We start from the raw sequence: 18591 nt of genomic DNA, 5'->3' as shown, positions 1-18591 counted from the left end.
TACGTTCGCTTTTTTTCCAAAAGAAAAAGCCCTCAAATTTTCCGGGCTTTTGCAATCATTCACCTGTAAATCTATAAGTGAATTCTTTGATTGGCCAATATCGAACATCGACTTTACCGACAACATTTCCAACTGGTATATAGCCAAAGTGACGGCTGTCCGCACTTTCAAGACGGTTATCACCCATGACAAAAAGCTTGCCCTCGGGGACGGTGGTCATGTCCGTCAATTCTTTTAATGTGAAGTCACCTGTAAAATTTTGCCCAGGGAAACCCTCCTTGACTTCTTCTAGATAAGGCTCTTCCACTTTCTCACCATTTACGTAAAGCCAATCATCCTTATAACGAATGCGGTCACCTGCAATCCCTATAACTCGTTTAACATAATCTTCATGTGAATTGGCATGAAAAACAATAATGTCAAAACGGTTGATATCTTGAATCTGGTAATTGATTTTATTCACAACAAGTTTATCGCCATCTTCAAGGGTCGGCTGCATCGATTTCCCTTCAACATCATAGCTTGAAAACAAAAATGTACGGATTAAGATGTAAATAACAAAAGCTATCATGGTGGCTTTTATCCAATCGGATAAAGAATTCTTGTTTGTTTTTCCCATCTCGTTCAACCCCTACTACATTTATATTCTAACTTATTGTCCTTCTTCTCTCTTCATGCTTTTATTTAACCGGAATTCCAGTCTTTTTCCCACATACCAGAGGATAAAAATGACAATCCCGATAATGATCGTACGCATGGGCTTATGTATTAAGGATACTAAATCATAGCCGACGAAGCTAATCGTAAAAATCATCACCGCTTTTCCACCTACAACTGCCAGTCCATATTGCAAGGGACTGACTTTTGAAAGACCTGCCACAATATTCACGATGGCCGATGGTGTAAAAGGGAAGCAGAGCAGGATGAACAAAGGTCCGAATCCATGGCTTTCCACCCAAACCATCAACCTCTGTACCTGCTTATGTTTTTGCAAAAATCGAAAAAACCTCATTTGACCATATTTTCTAATAACTAAAAAGATTAAAAAAGACCCCGCTACCGCTCCAATCCATGAAAATAAAAATCCCCACCAGAGACCAAAAGCCGTTGCATTAGCCAGTACGAACACCACTAAGGGTAAAAAGGGCAAAAATGCTTCCAGCATCGGCAGTAAGATTCCAGGAATTGGACCGAATGAGCGATATTGCTGAATAAGCGCTGATATATTATCAAGTGTAAACCACTCACGTATAGTCTCCAAGTCCATAATTATCTCCCTCGACATGCTGCCATCAAAGCAACATAAACTTATTAAAAAGCTGTTTATTTTAGATATAACACTTTCCCCTGAAATTGCAAGAATTATTATCCATACATCTTCATACTTTCCCTAACTCGGGAAAACATAATCTTAATAACAAATATTTCACTATTATCAAAACTTCTTGCATATCGATTGAAAATACATTAGGATAAAAAACAGAACAAACGTTCTTATTTTCACAAAATATACATATTCTTATTAAAAATGCGCTTTTTTAGAAAGGAGCGGTCAGATGACCCGCATTCCAGAAGGTGACCGAAATATGATTGAAAAAGCCATCTACCTCCCTATGGTGATTACAGTCTTAAACCGGGATCTCAAGGTCATCGAAATTAGTCCGTTTAAATTAAAAAGGCCCTATTCGGAACTAATTGAACATATTTTAAAAGCCGTTCAGGATGACCTTGCCGAGGTACGGAGATATTTGCGAAAGGAGAATATTAAGGTAAGTGAAATCCAACGCGATGAATCCTTCACGATGTATTGTTTTTTATATAAAGGATACGAGGAACATCACAATTATTTCAATCCCCGCCTCCGCAACAAAACCGAAGACTTGTTATGCTATTACTTTTTCGAAAGAAGTCACCGCTCAAGGGATAGGGGACCTGCCTAACATATACACGATGTTTATGGATGTTTGGAGCCTTTCTTTCGGGGGTGAGGTAACAGATGCCTAAGGATTTGTATGGAGGATGTAACCATTAGGTGTCTCTTTTTTTCCTGCTTCTTAAAGATAAGTGGATTCAATTTATCACGATCAAAATCGATAGGACTCACTTATCTCCATCCACACCTGTTTAATGGTTCAAATTCATGACCAATACTATATTAATAGTTCCATGGGTATACTGCCATGCAACATCACTTTTCTATCAAGGTATAACCTATGTAATCAAGAACAAACTGAATATCCTGAAACTAAATGCCGAATCAGTTCTATTGGCGACGCCTATACACACATACTAGAGGATATCAAAAAGGTTGGATAAAATATTAATCTTTTTAATTGCAGCACAGTAAATATTATAGAAACCATATATAGCAATGTATGATTGTATTACACGAACTTGTGTGATGTTTTGGCAACTTGCAGTTTCACCAAGTTAAAAGTGTTAATTCTTAGAATAGGATTTTGAATTTTCCCGAGAAGAAAAGGGATTGAAAATTCAAGGTGGGGACATGAAGGTTACCTTAAAATCGCTCTTCCCAAGGGAGTAAAAGCAGGAGTTATGCTGAAATCGATGGTGATAATAGCACATTTTCCAAAGAAAGCTATGAAAATCAAGAAATTATATGAAGATAGCCCTTCTTTAAAAAAGAAGGGCATTAATAAACTAGTTTGCTTGCATCTCTTACACTTACATTCCATTTAATCTCATTCTAACGTGGTATATACTTTGACATTCCCTCTGAAGCTTTGACTCCTTTTGCTTCGGTGAACAGATAAAATGATTTTCTTTTTGTTTCCTCTATCCTTTGGATCAGTTTCGTTTTTAAAAAGGATGTCCGGTGCAGCTGGTTTTCGAAAGAACTGCATGATACATCGATATCGATGGTTTGTTTATTACTGAATGTGACGGTTGTATGTCTGGAATCTTTGCGAACATATGATACTACATGCTCATGTGATAACCAGATGCATTGAGGACGCAACGGAGATGTAGTTGGAAAGAAGAAAATCGAACTGGTTGGATCAATCGCGATCGGTGCTTTATGTGTGATGTTTATGAGTTGTTTTGTTCCTTGTTTGCGGCCTTCATAACTTGATCCGAAGAACTCACAACTTTTCTTGATAATCTCCATAGGTTTAAACGGGGAAATGAACTCGTCCTCCATTTCAACGATACGGGCATATATTTTACTGCCATAATTGATTGGCGTAACCATTAGTGTGTAGGGCGTGATTTCATATTCCTCAATGATTCCCTGGCTGTTTTCCTTCAATTTTAATCCACCTCTTCCTCGTCATAGTAAAAAATAATAATTGTTATCACTGTTGTAGTTTACCAAAGCATATACCCTTACAAAAAAGGTGCAGGGAGTTAGTCAATATATGTTAAATTCCCCCCAATAATAGCACAACCAGTAAAGATAAAAAGGGAGTTCACAAAAAGTTAAAAATTCTTTTATAAAGTGGCCATTTCGTCATCTAAAAGACATATCCCCTATTAAAAATTGAATTTTTTAAATTTTCAGTTGATTTTATCTGTTCAAATCCATATACTAATAAAAAGGGTCAGGGGTGGTAACTTTGAAAAATGAAAAATCTTATTCAGAGTCAGTGAAGTCCTTATCAATGAGCCAAATGAAAAACGATGCCGTCGTTCAGGAAATGTTAATTGATATGATTATTCTGGAATCCGTCCTTACTACCAAAAAGAATATCCTTGAGAAACAAATTGATGAAGCCTTGGATACGAAAAACAAACCTTTATTCCTAAAGCTTAGTTCTGAAATGAACGTTTTACTAAAACAGTTTGGAAATTAAAATGGATGATTAAAAAACAGCCTAATGATCAGAAAAGCCTCCCATAACGTTGGGAGGCTTTTCTATTTATCATCACTCTTTATGAAACATACCCATGACCTCGGCTGTTTCGGTTATATTGACAAAAGCATTTGGATCCACTTCTTTTATCATCGTTTTTACATCGGTTAATTGGTAACGGGTAATGACTGTCATCATCACTTTACTCTTTTCTCCAGAGTATGCACCTTCTCCGTCCATGACAGTAATGCCCCGATAAAAGTTAGTCAGGAGCTTCGTTTTCATTTCGTCACTCTTCTTGGTAACGATCATTAATGTTAATTTAATGTGATTGGAATGAATCGTATCAATCACTTTTCCTGCTGCATATATGGAAATCAATGTATATAATGCCGCATCCCAACCAAAGATGAAACCTGAGATAACCACCACAACAGCATTCATCACCGATAGCAATGAACCAAGTGGGAAGTCGCTCTTCTTAGCCAAAAGCATGGCGATGATATCAAACCCGCCTGAAGAACCTGAAGCACGAAAGATGATGCCTATACCGAATCCGGAAATGATCCCGCCAAATAAAGAAGATAAAATCGGTTCAGTGGATATCCCATGCACTGGAATGAGATATAAACTGACCGATATTACGATAACTGATAATATCGTATAGGTGATGAAGCGTCTCCCCAATTTCAAGTATCCAAGAATTAACAATGGGAGGTTCAACAGAAAGTTCAATATCCCTGTGTTGACTGGGGTAATGATTCCCAACATAATCGCAATTCCACTGAGTCCGCTGCTTAAAATTAAATGAGGTATCAAAAATAAGTTGTAGGCAACGGCAATAAGCACTGAGCCTATAGTAATTAAAAATACATTAAACATTAACCGATCTCCTTAAAACAAACTGGGAATTTAATTTATTATAGTGGAGAACCAAAGATATATAAAATAATAGTTTTTTCTGAAAATACATATTCCTGTCCACTTTCTTCGATATAAAAATCAGAAAAAAGCCAGCTGTATACAGCTGGCTTTCAATCACCCTTTGTATCTGTATTTTCAATCGTGGAAATCCGCTCGAGCATGGTTGGATGTGAATATCGCAGCCATTTAACTAAGAATGGAGGATTCACCTGACTCAGTCCCGACCTGGTGAGTTCCTGGAATGTGGTGATTGCTGATTCTTTATCCCTGGTCATTTCAATGGCATAACGGTCTGCCCTTGTTTCTTCATATCTGGACACGTAATTGGATAGCGGACTCAAAGCAAACAGCAGCACAGCCGTTATTAAAAGAAATAATGGAAGTGAAGAGATACTGTCAACCGAACGCACCTTTAACAAATGGCCCCAGCGCCTAATGATATAATTCATGATTTTCGATGTCAGCCACAAACCGATTAGGGTCATCCCCAAATAACCTGCAATTCCTATATATATGTGTTTTTCTACATAATGAGCCATTTCATGTGCCATGATAAAAAGGATTTCATCTTCCTTCAGTTTGTTAAGGGTCGTATCCCAAAGGACTATTCTTGAGTTGGAACCTATCCCTGTCACATATGCATTCAAGGCATTTGTCTTTTCGGCCATGTTTACTTCATATACGTGTTCAGCCGGAATTTCAGCCTGTGAGGCCAATGCCAATATTTCTGTTTCCAGCTCTTTATTCTTGAGTGGATAGAATTCATTATACAGGGGATCAATCAATACAGGCTGAACAAACATCAAGAACAGAGTAAATGGAATGGACAACATCCAAGCATAGAGCCACCACTTCTTCACACTTTTCTTCATTAACCAATATAGAACGGAAACGATGATGAACATCATCCCAAAGTTCACCCAGAATTCGATGACTCCATCCTTCATCCACGAGGTGAAACTTTGTGTACTGATATGGTAACTTTTACTCATCCGATAACCAATGAATCTGATTGGGAATAGTGCCAGATAAGAAATCAAAGAAAGCCAGAATAAGTAAATGCCTGTTTGGATCACTTTCCGTCTCGTGATGGTCAAAGATGACTTTTCAAATGCTTTTGAAAACCCAAATAATAAAATGAAAAAGTACAGCAGCCATTCATATGGAGTAGAAACAAAAAAAATAAAATTCCTCAGCCCTGAATACTCTTCACTAAGCTTTAATTCCCTTGCATTCAGAAATGTTGCAGGATCCGCTGCAGTCCCCCGCAATGCTTGTGGAATGGAGGTATCTGCTCCATAAAAAATATACCAATACATCACCGCTGCATAAAGTATATATAGTACAATTGCTCTTCCAGCCCATTTTCTAACCATGATGCCCCTCCTTAAATGAACGCCCTCTTAATAGTTTAATCCAAAATGGACAGGTTAGAACCGCATTTACCTCCTATATTACTTTTTCCTAAAACGTTTACCTCCTTTCAACTATAAAATCAATAAAAAATCACGAACAAATAAAATGGAGTGTGGGGAGACATTTCGAGGTATGACTGAAGATACTAAAAGGTGGCAATTTCTTAATTTACTCTTTCGAAATCAGGGCAGGAGAATTTATCCATAAAATCACAAGTCATTTAAAAGAAGTGAAGAGGACTCTACTTGGATAGTCATCCCTTCATGCTGCTATTTTTGAAAACGATACAAAAGTGCCATAAGCTCGGGGCGATTACGAACATTGAGTTTTTTGTAAAGCCGGCTGACATAGTTTTTCACCGTTCCAATGGAAAGAAATAACCTTTTGGAAATTTGCTGATTCGTTTGTCCTTCGGTGAGAAGAATAAGCAGTTCATACTCCCTTTTAGAGAATGCCCCTAACTTTTCTATAACCTCATCCACGGGTACAGATGATTTTTCCTCATCGTCTTGTTGAAGCTTCTTCATAAGTAAAGATTTAAAAGAGGCAGGATAGACAATCTGCCCGTTGGCGCATTGATGGATTGCCATCACCAATTGTTTCATTCCACTGCTCTGTAGCACATAACCTGCCACACCATGACACATCGCTTCAATAAGGTAGTGATCCTCTGGACAGGCGGTAAAAATGACGACGGGGATGGTGGGATGTGTTTCCTTTAGGATCGGCATTACTACTTGTCCATGCTTCCCTGATGATTGGGCATCAAGAAGAATGACATCAGGCATGGCTGATGCGGTATTAACAAGGTTAAGTAATTCCATTTCCTTTTCAGTTGTTCTGATGACCACAATGTCTTCTTCTCTTTCGATGATTCCCTTAAGCCTCCCTTGACCACCATATATCATTAGCTTAATCGACTTCATAACTTCACCTGTTCTTTTCATTATTTGTTAATTATCCACAATTTTATAATTAGGTATCATGAAATAGTTCTATTGGTCTATATTTTACATCATTAGTTCTCTTGATAACAATATAAGTGAAATACATGCAAAATCAAAATTTAAACTGTAATAATATTTTGAAAAAAGAAGATTTCCTGACAATAAAAAAGCTATCAGCCTGTTTGCATTCAGGATGATAGCCTTTTTCTTTGTTCCTCATCAATGAGTTTATCCAGATTCATGATGCTTTCCTTTGCCCGTTGAATATCAATTTTGCGGTAATGGTGTTTTCCACCCTCTTCTTCATCTTTTTCGTCCGCCCATTTGACGACCTGCTGAAGAGGTGTACGAATAATATCATTTGAAGGTAAAAACGAATCGGTGTGAAATAAAATGGCGAGGGAAATAGTCTTTGCCTTTATCGGATTTTCTCCTAATCGGATTAACAGTTTATGTGCTCTTTCTGCACCTTTAATAGGATGGATATCATTTTGTTTGTATAGATCATAATCCCACTTTCCATTGCGATACCAGGTGAAATGACCCATATCATGCAATAGTCCAGCTTTGGCTGCAATATCTGGATCTATTTTATATTCGTTTGCTAGGTGAAACGAATGGTATGCTACCGCAATCGCGTGTGCCATACCTGAACGGTTCAAGTATTTTTGAGCAATGGGATGTGAAAAAATATCTAAAAGCTTTACATCTCTCATCTAACCCCTCCTTACAATTATGTGGAAATTTTTAATGACAATCATAACTCTTTTCGAAACAAGAATCAAGGCTTTATGCTTCCCTGATATATTTTATGCAGCGCGATACACTTTGGTTGTACAAAAAGGGGACCAATGCTCATTAATGGCAATTGTCCCCTTTTGATTAAAACTATTTAGTTTTGTATTACATGTTTTTTTAAAGAACGCCGTAAAATCTTACCCGTTGTGTTTTTTGGAAGTTCATCCAAAAACTCGATTTTTGCCGGTACCTTATATTTAGCCAAGTGCTCCAAGCAATAGGCAAGTAATTCTTCCTCGGTCAATTCATTGTTTTTCTTAACCACGAAGCAATGAACTACTTCTCCCTGATTTGGATCCGGCACACCTATAGCTGCCGCCTCAACTACTTCGGGATGGGCATACAGAATCTCCTCCACTTCACGTGGATAGACATTATAGCCACCAACAATGATTAGTTCCTTCTTACGGTCTACAATGAAAAAATATCCTTCATCATCCATCCGGGCTAAATCGCCTGTATATAACCAGCCATCTTTCAAGACAGCAGCCGTTTCTTCAGGCATTTTATAATACCCCTTCATTACATTCTGACCTCTGACAATCAATTCTCCTACCCCACTGATTGGCACTTCTTCACCAAGCTCGTTGACGACTTTGTTTTCCACCCTAAGGATGGATGTTCCGATGGATCCCGCCTTCCTTGGACGGTCCAAAGGATTGAAGCAGGTAACAGGGGATGCTTCGGATAAGCCGTACCCTTCCGACACCCTTACTTTAAATTTCCGCTCGAATGATTCAAGCAGTGATACTGGCAAGGCGGATCCACCTGAAATGCATATACGCAATGACTTCAAATCGTCTTCCTTCGCATCTGGATATTGGAAAAGAAAATTATACATCGTTGGCACTCCAGCAAAAACGGTCGCCTCATATTTTTTGATTTGCCTGAATATTTCTTTTGGACTGAATTGCGGGACAATTAAAAGCGTACCTCCGCTCAACAACGGGGCATTCACTACTACTGTTAAACTGAAAACATGGAACATTGGCAATGTCGTAATGACACGGTCACTTTCCGTGATTTTTAAATATTCACCAACATCATGTGCATTGGAGAATATATTCGTATGCGTGAGCATGGCCCCCTTTGGTTTTCCTGTTGTCCCGGAAGTATAGAGTATGATTGCCGTATCTTCAGGGTCCAGCTCTGGGCCTTTGAAGCCGGCATCTCCCTTTTCAACCATCTTTGTAAACGATTTCATTTTTGGGCAGATGCTCAATTTGCTACTATCACCATTATCCGGCTGCGTTTCACAAATTACATATGAATCTACACTTGAGAGGATCGGGTTCATTTTTTCTAATAAGGGTAAAAGCTTATCTAATGCCACGACGACCTTTACATCGCCGTTATTCAGGATGTATCCAATCTCATCAGGTGTGTAAATCGGATTTACGGGAATGACGGTCGCACCTGCTCGTAAAGCCCCATACAATGAAATGATGAAGTGTGGAGAATTGCCTAAAACCAGCGCAACATTATCACCTTTTGAAACACCAAGCTTATGTAGTTCGTCTGCAAACTTAGTAACGGCTTGATCCAATTCCCCATATGAAGTGGATTGATCCATAAAATAATAAGCTGGCTTATCGACCTTTCCTAAAGCCGTTTGATGAAGCTGTTCGGATAAATTCATCGTTCTCCCTCCCCTGCAATCAGCATGAATGAATCGCCATTCATTTTTAGAGTAAACTAAATACTTTTTTATTATATTAAAAGAAAATGATTACAGCAACAATTTTATCCATATTCAAGCAATAACTGTCATTGTTAGCCACAAAAAAAGCGCCCTAGTAAGTCAGGACGGCTTTTCAGGCTTAATAGATTAAAGCCAATATTTCTTCTTTCGTTACATTGCCAAAATAATGTCGAACATTTATCTCATCTAATACACTGCTGATAGCATCCTTTTCATAGCGCGTTCCAGTAAGCTTTTGTTCTATATCCGTTACTTCTCCAACCCCAAAGAAATCACCGTAGATTTTACAGTTCTCAATGACACCCCTACTCACTTCAAGACGGATATCAACAGACCCTACAGGGAACCTATGAGAATTTTGCAAGTTGAATTTAGGTGATTTTCCATAGTTCCACTCCCAGTTTTGATATCTTTCTTCCGAGATCTTGTGTATCTTCTCCCAATCTGCCTCGGTTAAAACATACTCTGTAACCTCACCGCTATCTTGGAAAATATTTTGCAGCAGGAATGAACGGAATTCTTCAACAGACATTGGTTCTTTTAAGAAATCGGCGATATTTCCGACGCGGCTCCTTATCGATTTAATCCCTTTGGACTCGATTTTATCTTTTTTCACTTTTAAAGCGGATACAATATGATCCATTTCTGATTGAAACAACAAAGTACCATGACTGAACATCCTGCCCTTCGTTGAAAACATCGCATTGCCAGAGATTTTCTTTCCTTCAGCAAGGATATCATTCCGTCCGCTTAATTCAGCTTGTATTCCGAGTTTCTCGAGTGTTTCCACGACAGGCTGGGTGAACTTCTTGAAATTATGGAAGCTATCTCCGTCATCTTTCGTAATGAAACTAAAATTGAGATTTCCCAAGTCATGATAAACCGCTCCGCCCCCTGAAAGACGGCGAACAACAGTAATGCCATTTCCCTCTACATAATCGGCATTGATTTCTTCAATAGTATTTTGATTCCTTCCTATGATGATTGAAGGGCGATTAATATAAAAAAGAAGATAGGTTTCGTCTATATTTAAATGTTTAAGCGCATATTCTTCTATGGCCAGATTTATTCTCGGGTCCGTTATTCCCTTATTATCAATAAAAAGCACAGTTGTTCCTCCTTCTAGACTTCATTCATACTTCATTTATAATTGGAATTCGAGATTGGTTTTCGCTATAGCTATCTCCCTTTTGAATACCTCGGATGCTTCTTTTTTCAGTTGATTATGATCTCCAAAATGCGGGAGATGAGTTAACAGCAAAAGCTGGACGTCTGCCTTTTCGGCTAGCATGCCCGCTTCTCTAGCCGTCATATGCCCCGCTTTTGAACCATCCATATCACTGTAAAAATTACTTTCACATAATAAAACATTGGCATCTTTAGCGAAATCCGCAAGCTCATCCATATAGGAGCTGTCACCTGTGTAAACAATCGAATGATTTTCTGCCTCAATCCTCATTGCATAACAAGGGACAGGATGTTTTGTTTTCATGAACGTAAATTTGCACGGTCCAATTGTTAACGGTTCATCAACAGAGTAGGCTATCCCCTTTGTCACGTCTTTATAAGTTAACTTTCTAAATTCAGCTTCATCTAAAGCATGCCCATAAATAGGAATGGTCCTTTTGTTGCTGCCCAATATCTGCTGTATGAGCGCAGCGTGTTGCAGGACACCGACATCCGCTACATGATCCGGATGATAGTGCGATAATACAACAGCACCAAGATCCTCCGGCTTCATATGATTTTGCAACTGTGATAGAACACCGCTGCCACAATCAAGCAGAATGCGAAAATCTTCATATTCAAGCAAATAACCAGAGCTTGCCTCATTTTTAGCTGGATATCCGCCCCAGCAGCCAATTACGGTGATTTTCATGCTTAGGCACTCCTTTTTTTCTCTCAATGACTTCCCCATTAATATAAACTATTCTTGCCCTTATTTCACCTTTTTTACTTATGTTATAAAACATTGGTTGACATGCACAATCTGTTATAATACAATAAAGCCATAGTAAAGAGAATAACAATAAAAATCAGGAGATGATGTTCATGATTCAAAGTAGTGTTGAGTTCTTTAAAAACCTGCCTCCTAAACAATGCACGGATTGCGGAAAAAAAATTGAAGAACAGCACGAATGTTATGGAAACCACTGTGATCATTGCCTTTCTGGAGAGTAATAATGATGTGTTTCACCATCTGCTTCCCAATTAGTGGATGATCCCATATAAAGTTCAGTTTCGCAGCTGAAAAATATCCCCAAATAGAAAGAAGAGATACCAATGTTCGGTATCTCTTCTTTCTATTTTTTCGCTTTTTGGCAAAAAAATAGAATTATCACGGAGCGGATAATCCTTTGAATAAATATATTTTGAATAGTTCAGCAATTTCCTCTTTCTCTAATGGGGCATGATTCCTCTCCCAATCATAAATAAGGGCAAGGTACATCTTTAGCATCAGGAAAGCAGTTATCTCTGGATCACAAGGCTGTATATAGCCCTTAAAAATCGCTATTTTAAGCTTTTCCTTAATGTAAGATACAATGGCTTCTTCCATTTCATTAACCATGTCCTGAACGGCCGGGGTACCAATTTCCCGCTCTTCCTGAAGAAGTTTTAAAGATAATTGATGCTCCTGCCTAAACTCCAGAATTCGATACACAGCCCGATGTAGATTTTCAAAAAAGTGGAGTTGATCATCCAAAGATTGTTCAGCCTCATATTTCATTTCCTCTATCAACCGCTGAACGATCTCTTTAAACAGCTCTTCTTTATTTTTATAAAAGGTATAAATGGTCCCTTTTCCAACATTGGCAATTTTAGCGACTTGATCCATCGTCGTTGCTTTGTATCCAAAAAGTGAAAACGACTTGGTCGCGGCTTCTAAAATTAATTTTTTACGATCAACAGACATTTCCCACCTCGATTCTGACCAGACGGACAAAACAGTCAATAAGTTCAATAATATCTTACCAAAAATATTCAGTCTTTTCAATCAAATATTTATCTCCTAGAGAAACAATGGCTATCCTCATTTCCGGACAGCCACTGAAGACAGATTATTTAATTTACGCAATCGTTTCCAAGCTTGCATTCCCATCCATACCAAAAGTTTAGTCCTGATTTAGAGCATGGTTCAACTTCATTTTAATATGTAGCCACTCGCAATCATGGATAATGGGAATATCCCCTATTAACTAATCATTTTTCCTGTAATCTGTTTAAGATGATTGTGGCCAATGAATCGATGAATGCCGGTTTAACATTAGGCATATCCGGCCGGTAGTAACCTGCACCAATCTCTTCCGTCACAACCTTACATTCATAATCGTTATCATAAAGAACTTCAAGATGCTCGGCAACGAATCCTACAGGGATGTAAATGAAAGCTTTATAACCTTTTTCTTGATGAAGATCTCTGGTTAAATCCTGCACATCCGGTCCTAGCCATGGTTCAGGTGTTTGTCCAGCGCTTTGCCAGCCTACTGCATAGTTGATGACCCCTGCTCCTTTTGCAATCATGTCCGCAGTTTCTTGCAATTGATTTGGATATGGATCCCCTAATTGCAATATCTTTTCAGGGAGACTATGTGCAGACACAATCAAAGCATAATTATCACGCTCATCCGAAGTCATTTTCCCTATTACTTCTTTTACTTGGTCCACCCAATATTGAATGAATTTCGGCTCGTCATACCAGCTCTCAACAGATGTGATGGTAAGGTCACCCAATTTAGCGGCTTCATCCTGAGCACGTCCATTATATGACTTCACACTGAATGTTGAGAAATGCGGCGCCAATACAATACTGACCGCTTCTTTGATACCGTCATCATGCATTTGTTTCACGGCGTCTTCAACAAAAGGTTCAATATGTTTCAGTCCTAAATAGGCCTTGAATTCGATATCTTCCTGAATGGAATTCAATTGCTTTTCAAGGGCCTCAGCTTGTCCTGCTGTTATTTTCGCGAGCGGGGACAATCCACCGATCGCTTCATATCTACCTTTTAGATCGGCAATCAATTCGTCACTGGGTCTTCTTCCATGGCGAATATGTGTATAATATCTTTCAATATCCTCTTCTGTGTATGGGGTACCATAAGCCATAACCAGAAGGCCCATTCTTTTTCTTGACATGAAACTACACCTCTTTTAAAAATTTCGTTCTTTTATTGTGCATCCATTTAAGGTCTTTTAGCAAACAGTTCGCTCATGCTAATTCTTTTTTGCTGAATATTCATGGATGAAAGTGGTCAATCTCTTCAGTGTATCCGGATTTACGGAAGGGAAAACCCCATGTCCAAGATTAAAGATGTAGCCATCCTGTTGCATGCCCTGATCAAGGATCTGTTTCGTCCGCTCTTCTATAACATCCCATGATGATAATAGCAGGGCCGGATCAAGGTTACCTTGAACGGTTTTTTGTATCCCCATCTGTCTAGCTTCAGTAATTGGAAGTCTCCAATCCAGCCCGACTACATCAATAGGGAGGTCATTCCATTCCATTGCCAAGTGACTTGCACCGACCCCAAACATGATTAGCGGTACATTTTCTTCACGTAATGAAGAAAAGATGCGATTCATGATTGGCTTGATGAATACACGGTAATCTTCAACGTTCAATGCACCCACCCATGAGTCAAAGATTTGGATGGCTTTGACGCCTGCTTTTATTTGTGACTTAACATAAATAATGATCATGTCCGCTAACTTATCCATTAAAGCAAACCAGGCCACTGGCTCTGAATACATGAAAGCTTTTGTCTTATTGTAGTTTTTGGAAGGGCCTCCTTCAATCATATATGAAGCAATCGTGAAAGGTGCACCAGAAAAACCAATCAAAGGAACGGACAATTGCTCTGTGGTCAATAGTTTAATCGTATCCAACACGTATGGAATGTCTTCCTCTGGATTCAATTCACCTAGTTTTTCAACGTCTTTCACCGATTGGATCGGATTGGATATGACTGGACCGATACCCGACTTAATCTCTACATCCACTCCAATGGCTGGTAGCGGTGTCATTATATCTTTATATAAAATCGCTGCATCTACATCATATTGCTCAACTGGCAATCTCGTCACATATGCGCATATTTCCGGCTGATGAGTTATTTCAAAAAGGGAGTACTTTTCTTTCAATTTACGATATTCCGGCTGTGAACGGCCAGCCTGGCGCATATACCAAACAGGTACATGATCCGATTTCTCTCCTCTAGCAGCTTTTAAAAATGTATCATTCGTAATTTCCTTAGACATTAATATCCACCTTTCAAGCAATCACGTTTCTATTTTTACTCATTACTTACATAGAATATCAGAAGGATGTTGAATTTGAAATTGAATCTCCTTAAACTATAGCTTTTTATATAATAGAAGTATAGCCAACCTATTTATTTGTCAGAAAATCGACGTTTTTGTACGGAATTCAATCAATTTCCAAGTCCATTTGTGCAAGGTACTGAGAATTATATTTGTGGAAATGGTAAAAGCGCTATTCATTGGGTAAAATGGGTATACAGATACTATATAAGAGTTGGAGGGGAATTTATGAATGTATTCATCACTTCAGGTACTTATGATTTTTTGAAATTAAAAAAAGATAAGCACCCGAATGAAAAAATATTACTTATGCAGAATGCTCAAAACACTGTACTTTTACATGAAACAACAGGTAAAACGCTCTTCAGCTCGCCACGTAAATATGAAGTAGTTGATGGGAAGGGATCTCTTCAAGATCATGGATATGTGGTCATGAACAATATCCCTGTCAGTGAGGAAGGACGGCCGGTATTTGAACATCGCTTTAAAAACAGGGCAGGGCTAATTGAAAATGAGCCCGGCTTCGTTGCCCTTCGTATCCTGAGGCCAATCAACTCTGAAACATATGTTATCTTAACGATTTGGGAAAAACAATCGGACTTTATGAACTGGAAGAAATCCAGTTCATTCCAGCAGGCGCATAGCAGTGACTCCAAACCTCCTGTTACGAATTCCAGCCAGAAGATGTTTTCAGGTGAAGCCTTCGTAACGCAGTATACATTGGTGAAAGATTCCGAGGAATAGACTATCGCTGCTTAATAAGAGGCCCATCCCCTTAAGGATGGGCCTCTTTGATTTAAGCTCTTCGAGAGTTTATTTTGGACTGCCAAAATGATATAGCTCTGTTATTATAACTATTAAACAATCCGACAAATTTCTTCATTATTTCCGGGGAAATGTAACAGGTATTTACAGATATTCCATCTGAGAGTCCTTTTTTTCAAATTACTCTCCGCCCTAGGAACTTATACAAATTAAACAAGGTTAAACTATATGCAGCTCCTAGTGCAAAACCTGCCAAGATATCAGATGGAAAATGAACTTTCATAGCGATCCTGCTGACCCCGATGAGCAGAACCAGACAAACGAAACCGATTCCAGCTGCCCATTTCAATGAGTCTCCTTTACCTTCTTTAATAATTAAATAAGCAACCATACTGAAGAAAATAAGGCCTACCATTGCGTGGCCACTTGGAAAACTGAAACCAGCGGTCTCCATCAAATGATTTTCAGGGCGCACTCTTTGAATATGATTTTTTATCCACCCGTTTAATACATCGCCCCCAGCGATTCCGATAGAGAAGACGGCCATGGTCCAATAATCCTTCTTTATTATCCACAAATATAGAACACATAGTAAGCTTCCAAAACCAATGGACATGGATTTCCCAAGATAGGTAATCAACTTGAAGAAAGTGAACCAAAAAGAATTTTCACTTAAGGAAATAAGTTCGGCAATATATGTATCAAACGCTAAAGTATTCTCACTCTGGACTTCATGCATCAAAAAAAAGAATAGCAACAAGCAAAGCAAAACCATAGCAATCCAGGAATATTTAATCATTGTATATCGCTCCTCGAGGTATTTAATTCACTTTGGATCATTCAAAATATGATATACTATTTACAATTAAACCAATCATTGGGAGGTGCAAAATGATACAGCGATTACATGATCTTCTAGATGGTTCCTATGAAGAAATGGTCTCCATCAGGCGTTATCTTCATCAACATCCTGAGCTTTCTTTTCAAGAAACCCAAACGGCAGCCTTCATCGCTGACTATTATGAAAAACTTGGAATCGAACACCGGACGAATGTAGGCGGTAATGGTGTTATTGCCAAAGTTACGGGCAGTAAGCCTGGTAAAACCGTAGCTTTGCGCGCTGATTTCGACGCCTTACCCATTCAAGATGAAAAAGAAGTTCCCTATAAATCTACCGTACCTGGGGTAATGCATGCGTGTGGACACGATGGCCATACAGCGACACTCCTTGTCCTTGCAAAAAACCTGAATGAACTGAAGAATGAGCTCGAAGGTGAATATATATTTATCCACCAGCATGCTGAAGAATATGCTCCAGGGGGAGCCAAACCGATGATTGAGGCTGGCTGCCTTGATGGGGTGGATGTAATTTTCGGCACCCATTTATGGGCTACGGCCCCTACCGGAACAGTCCAATACGCATATGGACCCCTTATGGCAGCTGCTGACCGTTTTGAAATCATCATTCAAGGGCAGGGCGGACATGGAGCACAGCCGCATAAAACCCGTGATGCCATCGTCGTCGGATCTCAGCTAGTCATGGCCCTACAGCAAATCGTAAGTCGCCGCCTTAACCCAATCGATTCCGCAGTCATTACCGTTGGTTCCTTTGTAGCGGATAATGCCTTTAACGTCATTGCAGATAAGGCTAAAATAATCGGGACCGTCCGCACTTTCAAGGAAGATGTCCGTTCATTCATAAGCGAAGAAATGGAGCGGGTTGTTAAAGGAACGTGCCTAGCTGCGGACTGTACGTATGATTATCAATATTTCCAAGGCTATCCTGCTGTTATCCCACATGATGAGGAAACGAAATTCCTTATCGAAAGCACTGAGGCAGTCAAAGAAGTTTTGATTACAGAGGAAATTGACCCGGATATGACAGGGGAGGATTTTTCTTATTATTTACAAAATGTGAAAGGTACATTCTTCTTTACAGGGGCCAGACCAAAAAATGAACATACCTATCCGCATCATCATCCTTTGTTTGACATCGATGAAAAAGCGATGCTCATTGCAGCCAAAATATTAGGTACGTCAGCTGTAACCTATCACAATAAGAAACGATCCTCACAAAAGGTGAATGAATCTTTATTGCGGTCATGATAAAGGGACGGGTTTTCCCCGTCCCTTACTCTTTTAGAAGTCTGATTCGGTAACAATTGACAGCCGTCTCCCCGAGCTGTTCCAGCAGATGATGGTTGGCATATGCACCGACAGCTGCCCCAAGCCCTGGGACTAGCTGGAACATTTTGATGACATCGATGTGATCGCGATATTCCTGCTGAAATTTTTGCCAGTCTATTTCCGGCCATTTCCCTGAATCCCATTCTTCTATTATTGGTAATGTTTCCATCTTTTTTTCCTCGCTTGAAAACGCCATCTGAAAGATATGGAGTATAAATAGGCGTTCCTCATACTTATTTGGATCGAAACCGTATATACGGGATATCTCAAATAATAACTTCATCTTAATGCTTAGAAGCAAAGGGAAATCAGCCATCCCGATTAAAAGCCCTGCCGCTCCAGTCCCTACACCTTCTATAACGGCCGTTTTTCGATATGCATTTACGGTTTCTGCAACCCATTCTTCTTTTTGTTGTAAGGATAGAAGCATGACATTTTTTTCTTTAGACATGTATTTCGAACCTGATAATACGGCCTCTATCATGCCTTTAATACTTTCAGTAATCATTTTGTGCACTTGGTCTGGAATATAGCTATTCACTTTGATTTGCACCTTTTTGGACATCCGCTCAAGCCTGCCGGATTTCTTGGCTATTTTCTTTTTCCAGGATACTAGTTCCGATAATGCCATTTGTTCATATTCGTCCATTTTCACACCTCCGTTACTTATGTATATAACCCTCTCAAGCCTTTTAGTTTCAATTTTCACTTCTTA

General features: G+C 39.1%; 20 protein-coding genes. 5 read left to right on the top strand and 15 right to left on the bottom strand.

Features of this window, described 5'->3' with window-relative positions; genetic code table 11:
• Positions 1-55: 55 nt before the first annotated feature.
• A complete protein-coding gene (lepB, locus tag LQ203_RS12505; RefSeq protein WP_230158646.1) occupies positions 56-619 on the bottom strand; it encodes a signal peptidase I in 564 nt (187 codons plus the stop codon).
• A 33-nt stretch (positions 620-652) separates the two neighbouring features.
• Positions 653-1267 carry a TVP38/TMEM64 family protein gene (locus tag LQ203_RS12500; protein ID WP_230158644.1) on the bottom strand — a complete coding sequence of 205 codons (615 nt, stop codon included), beginning with the start codon at positions 1265-1267 and terminating at the stop codon, positions 653-655.
• A 289-nt stretch (positions 1268-1556) separates the two neighbouring features.
• On the opposite strand from LQ203_RS12500, the gene LQ203_RS12495 reads away from it, so the two are divergent.
• Positions 1557-1940 carry a hypothetical protein gene (locus LQ203_RS12495; RefSeq protein WP_230158642.1) on the top strand — a complete coding sequence of 128 codons (384 nt, stop codon included), beginning with the start codon at positions 1557-1559 and terminating at the stop codon, positions 1938-1940.
• A gap of 767 nt (positions 1941-2707) precedes the next feature.
• On the opposite strand, the gene LQ203_RS12490 is transcribed toward LQ203_RS12495, so the two are convergent.
• Positions 2708-3271 carry a competence protein ComK gene (locus tag LQ203_RS12490; RefSeq protein ID WP_230158640.1) on the bottom strand — a complete coding sequence of 188 codons (564 nt, stop codon included), beginning with the start codon at positions 3269-3271 and terminating at the stop codon, positions 2708-2710.
• A 307-nt stretch (positions 3272-3578) separates the two neighbouring features.
• Here LQ203_RS12490 and LQ203_RS12485 point away from each other — a divergent pair, with 307 nt between their 5' ends.
• Positions 3579-3815, top strand: a complete 237-nt coding sequence (locus tag LQ203_RS12485) for an IDEAL domain-containing protein (protein ID WP_230158637.1) — start codon at positions 3579-3581, stop codon at positions 3813-3815.
• 72 nt (positions 3816-3887) lie between these two features.
• Here the strand turns inward: LQ203_RS12485 and LQ203_RS12480 are convergent, their stop codons facing one another.
• The 7 genes from LQ203_RS12480 to LQ203_RS12450 form a co-directional block, all read right to left on the bottom strand.
• Positions 3888-4697 (bottom strand): YitT family protein, encoded by an 810-nt coding sequence (locus LQ203_RS12480; protein WP_230158634.1) that lies wholly within the window; start codon positions 4695-4697, stop codon positions 3888-3890.
• A gap of 152 nt (positions 4698-4849) precedes the next feature.
• Complete coding sequence (locus tag LQ203_RS12475) at positions 4850-6115, bottom strand: M48 family metallopeptidase (protein WP_230158626.1); 1266 nt, start codon at positions 6113-6115, stop codon at positions 4850-4852.
• Between the two features lie 309 nt (positions 6116-6424).
• The gene (locus tag LQ203_RS12470; RefSeq protein WP_230158624.1) at positions 6425-7102 is read right to left on the bottom strand and encodes a response regulator transcription factor; all 678 of its coding nucleotides are present in this window, start codon (positions 7100-7102) and stop codon (positions 6425-6427) included.
• Between the two features lie 188 nt (positions 7103-7290).
• Positions 7291-7818, bottom strand: a complete 528-nt coding sequence (locus LQ203_RS12465) for an HD domain-containing protein (RefSeq protein WP_230158623.1) — start codon at positions 7816-7818, stop codon at positions 7291-7293.
• Between the two features lie 176 nt (positions 7819-7994).
• Positions 7995-9539: a fatty acid--CoA ligase family protein gene (locus LQ203_RS12460; RefSeq protein WP_230158621.1), complete on the bottom strand. Its 1545-nt coding sequence runs from the start codon at positions 9537-9539 to the stop codon at positions 7995-7997.
• Positions 9540-9720: 181 nt separating this feature from the next.
• Complete coding sequence (locus tag LQ203_RS12455) at positions 9721-10710, bottom strand: lipoate--protein ligase (RefSeq protein ID WP_230158619.1); 990 nt, start codon at positions 10708-10710, stop codon at positions 9721-9723.
• A gap of 36 nt (positions 10711-10746) precedes the next feature.
• On the bottom strand, positions 10747-11481 hold the full coding sequence (locus LQ203_RS12450; protein ID WP_230158611.1) for an MBL fold metallo-hydrolase: 735 nt from the start codon (positions 11479-11481) through the stop codon (positions 10747-10749).
• A 173-nt stretch (positions 11482-11654) separates the two neighbouring features.
• Between LQ203_RS12450 and yhfH the strand changes: the two genes are divergently transcribed.
• Complete coding sequence (gene yhfH / locus LQ203_RS12445) at positions 11655-11783, top strand: protein YhfH (RefSeq protein WP_230158609.1); 129 nt, start codon at positions 11655-11657, stop codon at positions 11781-11783.
• 157 nt (positions 11784-11940) lie between these two features.
• Here yhfH and LQ203_RS12440 read toward each other — a convergent pair whose 3' ends face one another.
• From LQ203_RS12440 to hemE, 3 genes are all read right to left on the bottom strand, one after another.
• Entirely contained in the window at positions 11941-12516 is a 576-nt protein-coding gene (locus LQ203_RS12440; RefSeq protein WP_230158742.1) for a TetR/AcrR family transcriptional regulator, read from the bottom strand.
• Positions 12517-12803: 287 nt separating this feature from the next.
• On the bottom strand, positions 12804-13739 hold the full coding sequence (gene hemH, locus LQ203_RS12435) for a ferrochelatase (RefSeq protein WP_230158607.1): 936 nt from the start codon (positions 13737-13739) through the stop codon (positions 12804-12806).
• Between the two features lie 78 nt (positions 13740-13817).
• Positions 13818-14861, bottom strand: coding sequence for a uroporphyrinogen decarboxylase (hemE, locus tag LQ203_RS12430; RefSeq protein ID WP_230158606.1), 1044 nt, complete (start codon positions 14859-14861; stop codon positions 13818-13820).
• A gap of 291 nt (positions 14862-15152) precedes the next feature.
• On the opposite strand from hemE, the gene LQ203_RS12425 reads away from it, so the two are divergent.
• On the top strand, positions 15153-15668 hold the full coding sequence (locus LQ203_RS12425; RefSeq protein ID WP_230158603.1) for an antibiotic biosynthesis monooxygenase: 516 nt from the start codon (positions 15153-15155) through the stop codon (positions 15666-15668).
• A 196-nt stretch (positions 15669-15864) separates the two neighbouring features.
• On the opposite strand, the gene LQ203_RS12420 is transcribed toward LQ203_RS12425, so the two are convergent.
• The gene (locus LQ203_RS12420) at positions 15865-16488 is read right to left on the bottom strand and encodes a phosphatase PAP2 family protein (protein WP_230158601.1); all 624 of its coding nucleotides are present in this window, start codon (positions 16486-16488) and stop codon (positions 15865-15867) included.
• A 92-nt stretch (positions 16489-16580) separates the two neighbouring features.
• Here LQ203_RS12420 and LQ203_RS12415 point away from each other — a divergent pair, with 92 nt between their 5' ends.
• Positions 16581-17795 (top strand): M20 family metallopeptidase, encoded by a 1215-nt coding sequence (locus tag LQ203_RS12415; protein ID WP_230158600.1) that lies wholly within the window; start codon positions 16581-16583, stop codon positions 17793-17795.
• A gap of 25 nt (positions 17796-17820) precedes the next feature.
• Here the strand turns inward: LQ203_RS12415 and LQ203_RS12410 are convergent, their stop codons facing one another.
• The gene (locus LQ203_RS12410; RefSeq protein WP_230158598.1) at positions 17821-18525 is read right to left on the bottom strand and encodes an EcsC family protein; all 705 of its coding nucleotides are present in this window, start codon (positions 18523-18525) and stop codon (positions 17821-17823) included.
• Positions 18526-18591: the final 66 nt, after the last annotated feature.

This window comes from Peribacillus sp. Bi96, from assembly GCF_918698115.1.
Classification (GTDB): Bacteria; Bacillota; Bacilli; order Bacillales; family DSM-1321; genus Peribacillus.
The sequence above is the reverse complement of the archived record's forward strand: the minus strand, read 5'-3'. Positions and strand labels throughout refer to the sequence as shown.

Coding starts and splice junctions, on each gene's coding strand:
- LQ203_RS12495 (WP_230158642.1), top strand. CDS start 1,557: ATGACCCGCATTCCAGAAGGTGACCGAAATATGATTGAAAAAGCCATC.
- LQ203_RS12410 (WP_230158598.1), bottom strand. CDS start 18,525: ATGGACGAATATGAACAAATGGCATTATCGGAACTAGTATCCTGGAAA.
- LQ203_RS12480 (WP_230158634.1), bottom strand. CDS start 4,697: ATGTTTAATGTATTTTTAATTACTATAGGCTCAGTGCTTATTGCCGTT.
- LQ203_RS12465 (WP_230158623.1), bottom strand. CDS start 7,818: ATGAGAGATGTAAAGCTTTTAGATATTTTTTCACATCCCATTGCTCAA.
- LQ203_RS12425 (WP_230158603.1), top strand. CDS start 15,153: ATGAATGTATTCATCACTTCAGGTACTTATGATTTTTTGAAATTAAAA.
- LQ203_RS12440 (WP_230158742.1), bottom strand. CDS start 12,516: ATGTCTGTTGATCGTAAAAAATTAATTTTAGAAGCCGCGACCAAGTCG.
- hemE (WP_230158606.1), bottom strand. CDS start 14,861: ATGTCTAAGGAAATTACGAATGATACATTTTTAAAAGCTGCTAGAGGA.
- LQ203_RS12420 (WP_230158601.1), bottom strand. CDS start 16,488: ATGATTAAATATTCCTGGATTGCTATGGTTTTGCTTTGCTTGTTGCTA.
- LQ203_RS12475 (WP_230158626.1), bottom strand. CDS start 6,115: ATGGTTAGAAAATGGGCTGGAAGAGCAATTGTACTATATATACTTTAT.
- LQ203_RS12470 (WP_230158624.1), bottom strand. CDS start 7,102: ATGAAAAGAACAGGTGAAGTTATGAAGTCGATTAAGCTAATGATATAT.
- lepB (WP_230158646.1), bottom strand. CDS start 619: ATGGGAAAAACAAACAAGAATTCTTTATCCGATTGGATAAAAGCCACC.
- hemH (WP_230158607.1), bottom strand. CDS start 13,739: ATGTCAAGAAAAAGAATGGGCCTTCTGGTTATGGCTTATGGTACCCCA.
- LQ203_RS12500 (WP_230158644.1), bottom strand. CDS start 1,267: ATGGACTTGGAGACTATACGTGAGTGGTTTACACTTGATAATATATCA.
- LQ203_RS12460 (WP_230158621.1), bottom strand. CDS start 9,539: ATGAATTTATCCGAACAGCTTCATCAAACGGCTTTAGGAAAGGTCGAT.
- LQ203_RS12415 (WP_230158600.1), top strand. CDS start 16,581: ATGATACAGCGATTACATGATCTTCTAGATGGTTCCTATGAAGAAATG.
- yhfH (WP_230158609.1), top strand. CDS start 11,655: ATGATTCAAAGTAGTGTTGAGTTCTTTAAAAACCTGCCTCCTAAACAA.
- LQ203_RS12450 (WP_230158611.1), bottom strand. CDS start 11,481: ATGAAAATCACCGTAATTGGCTGCTGGGGCGGATATCCAGCTAAAAAT.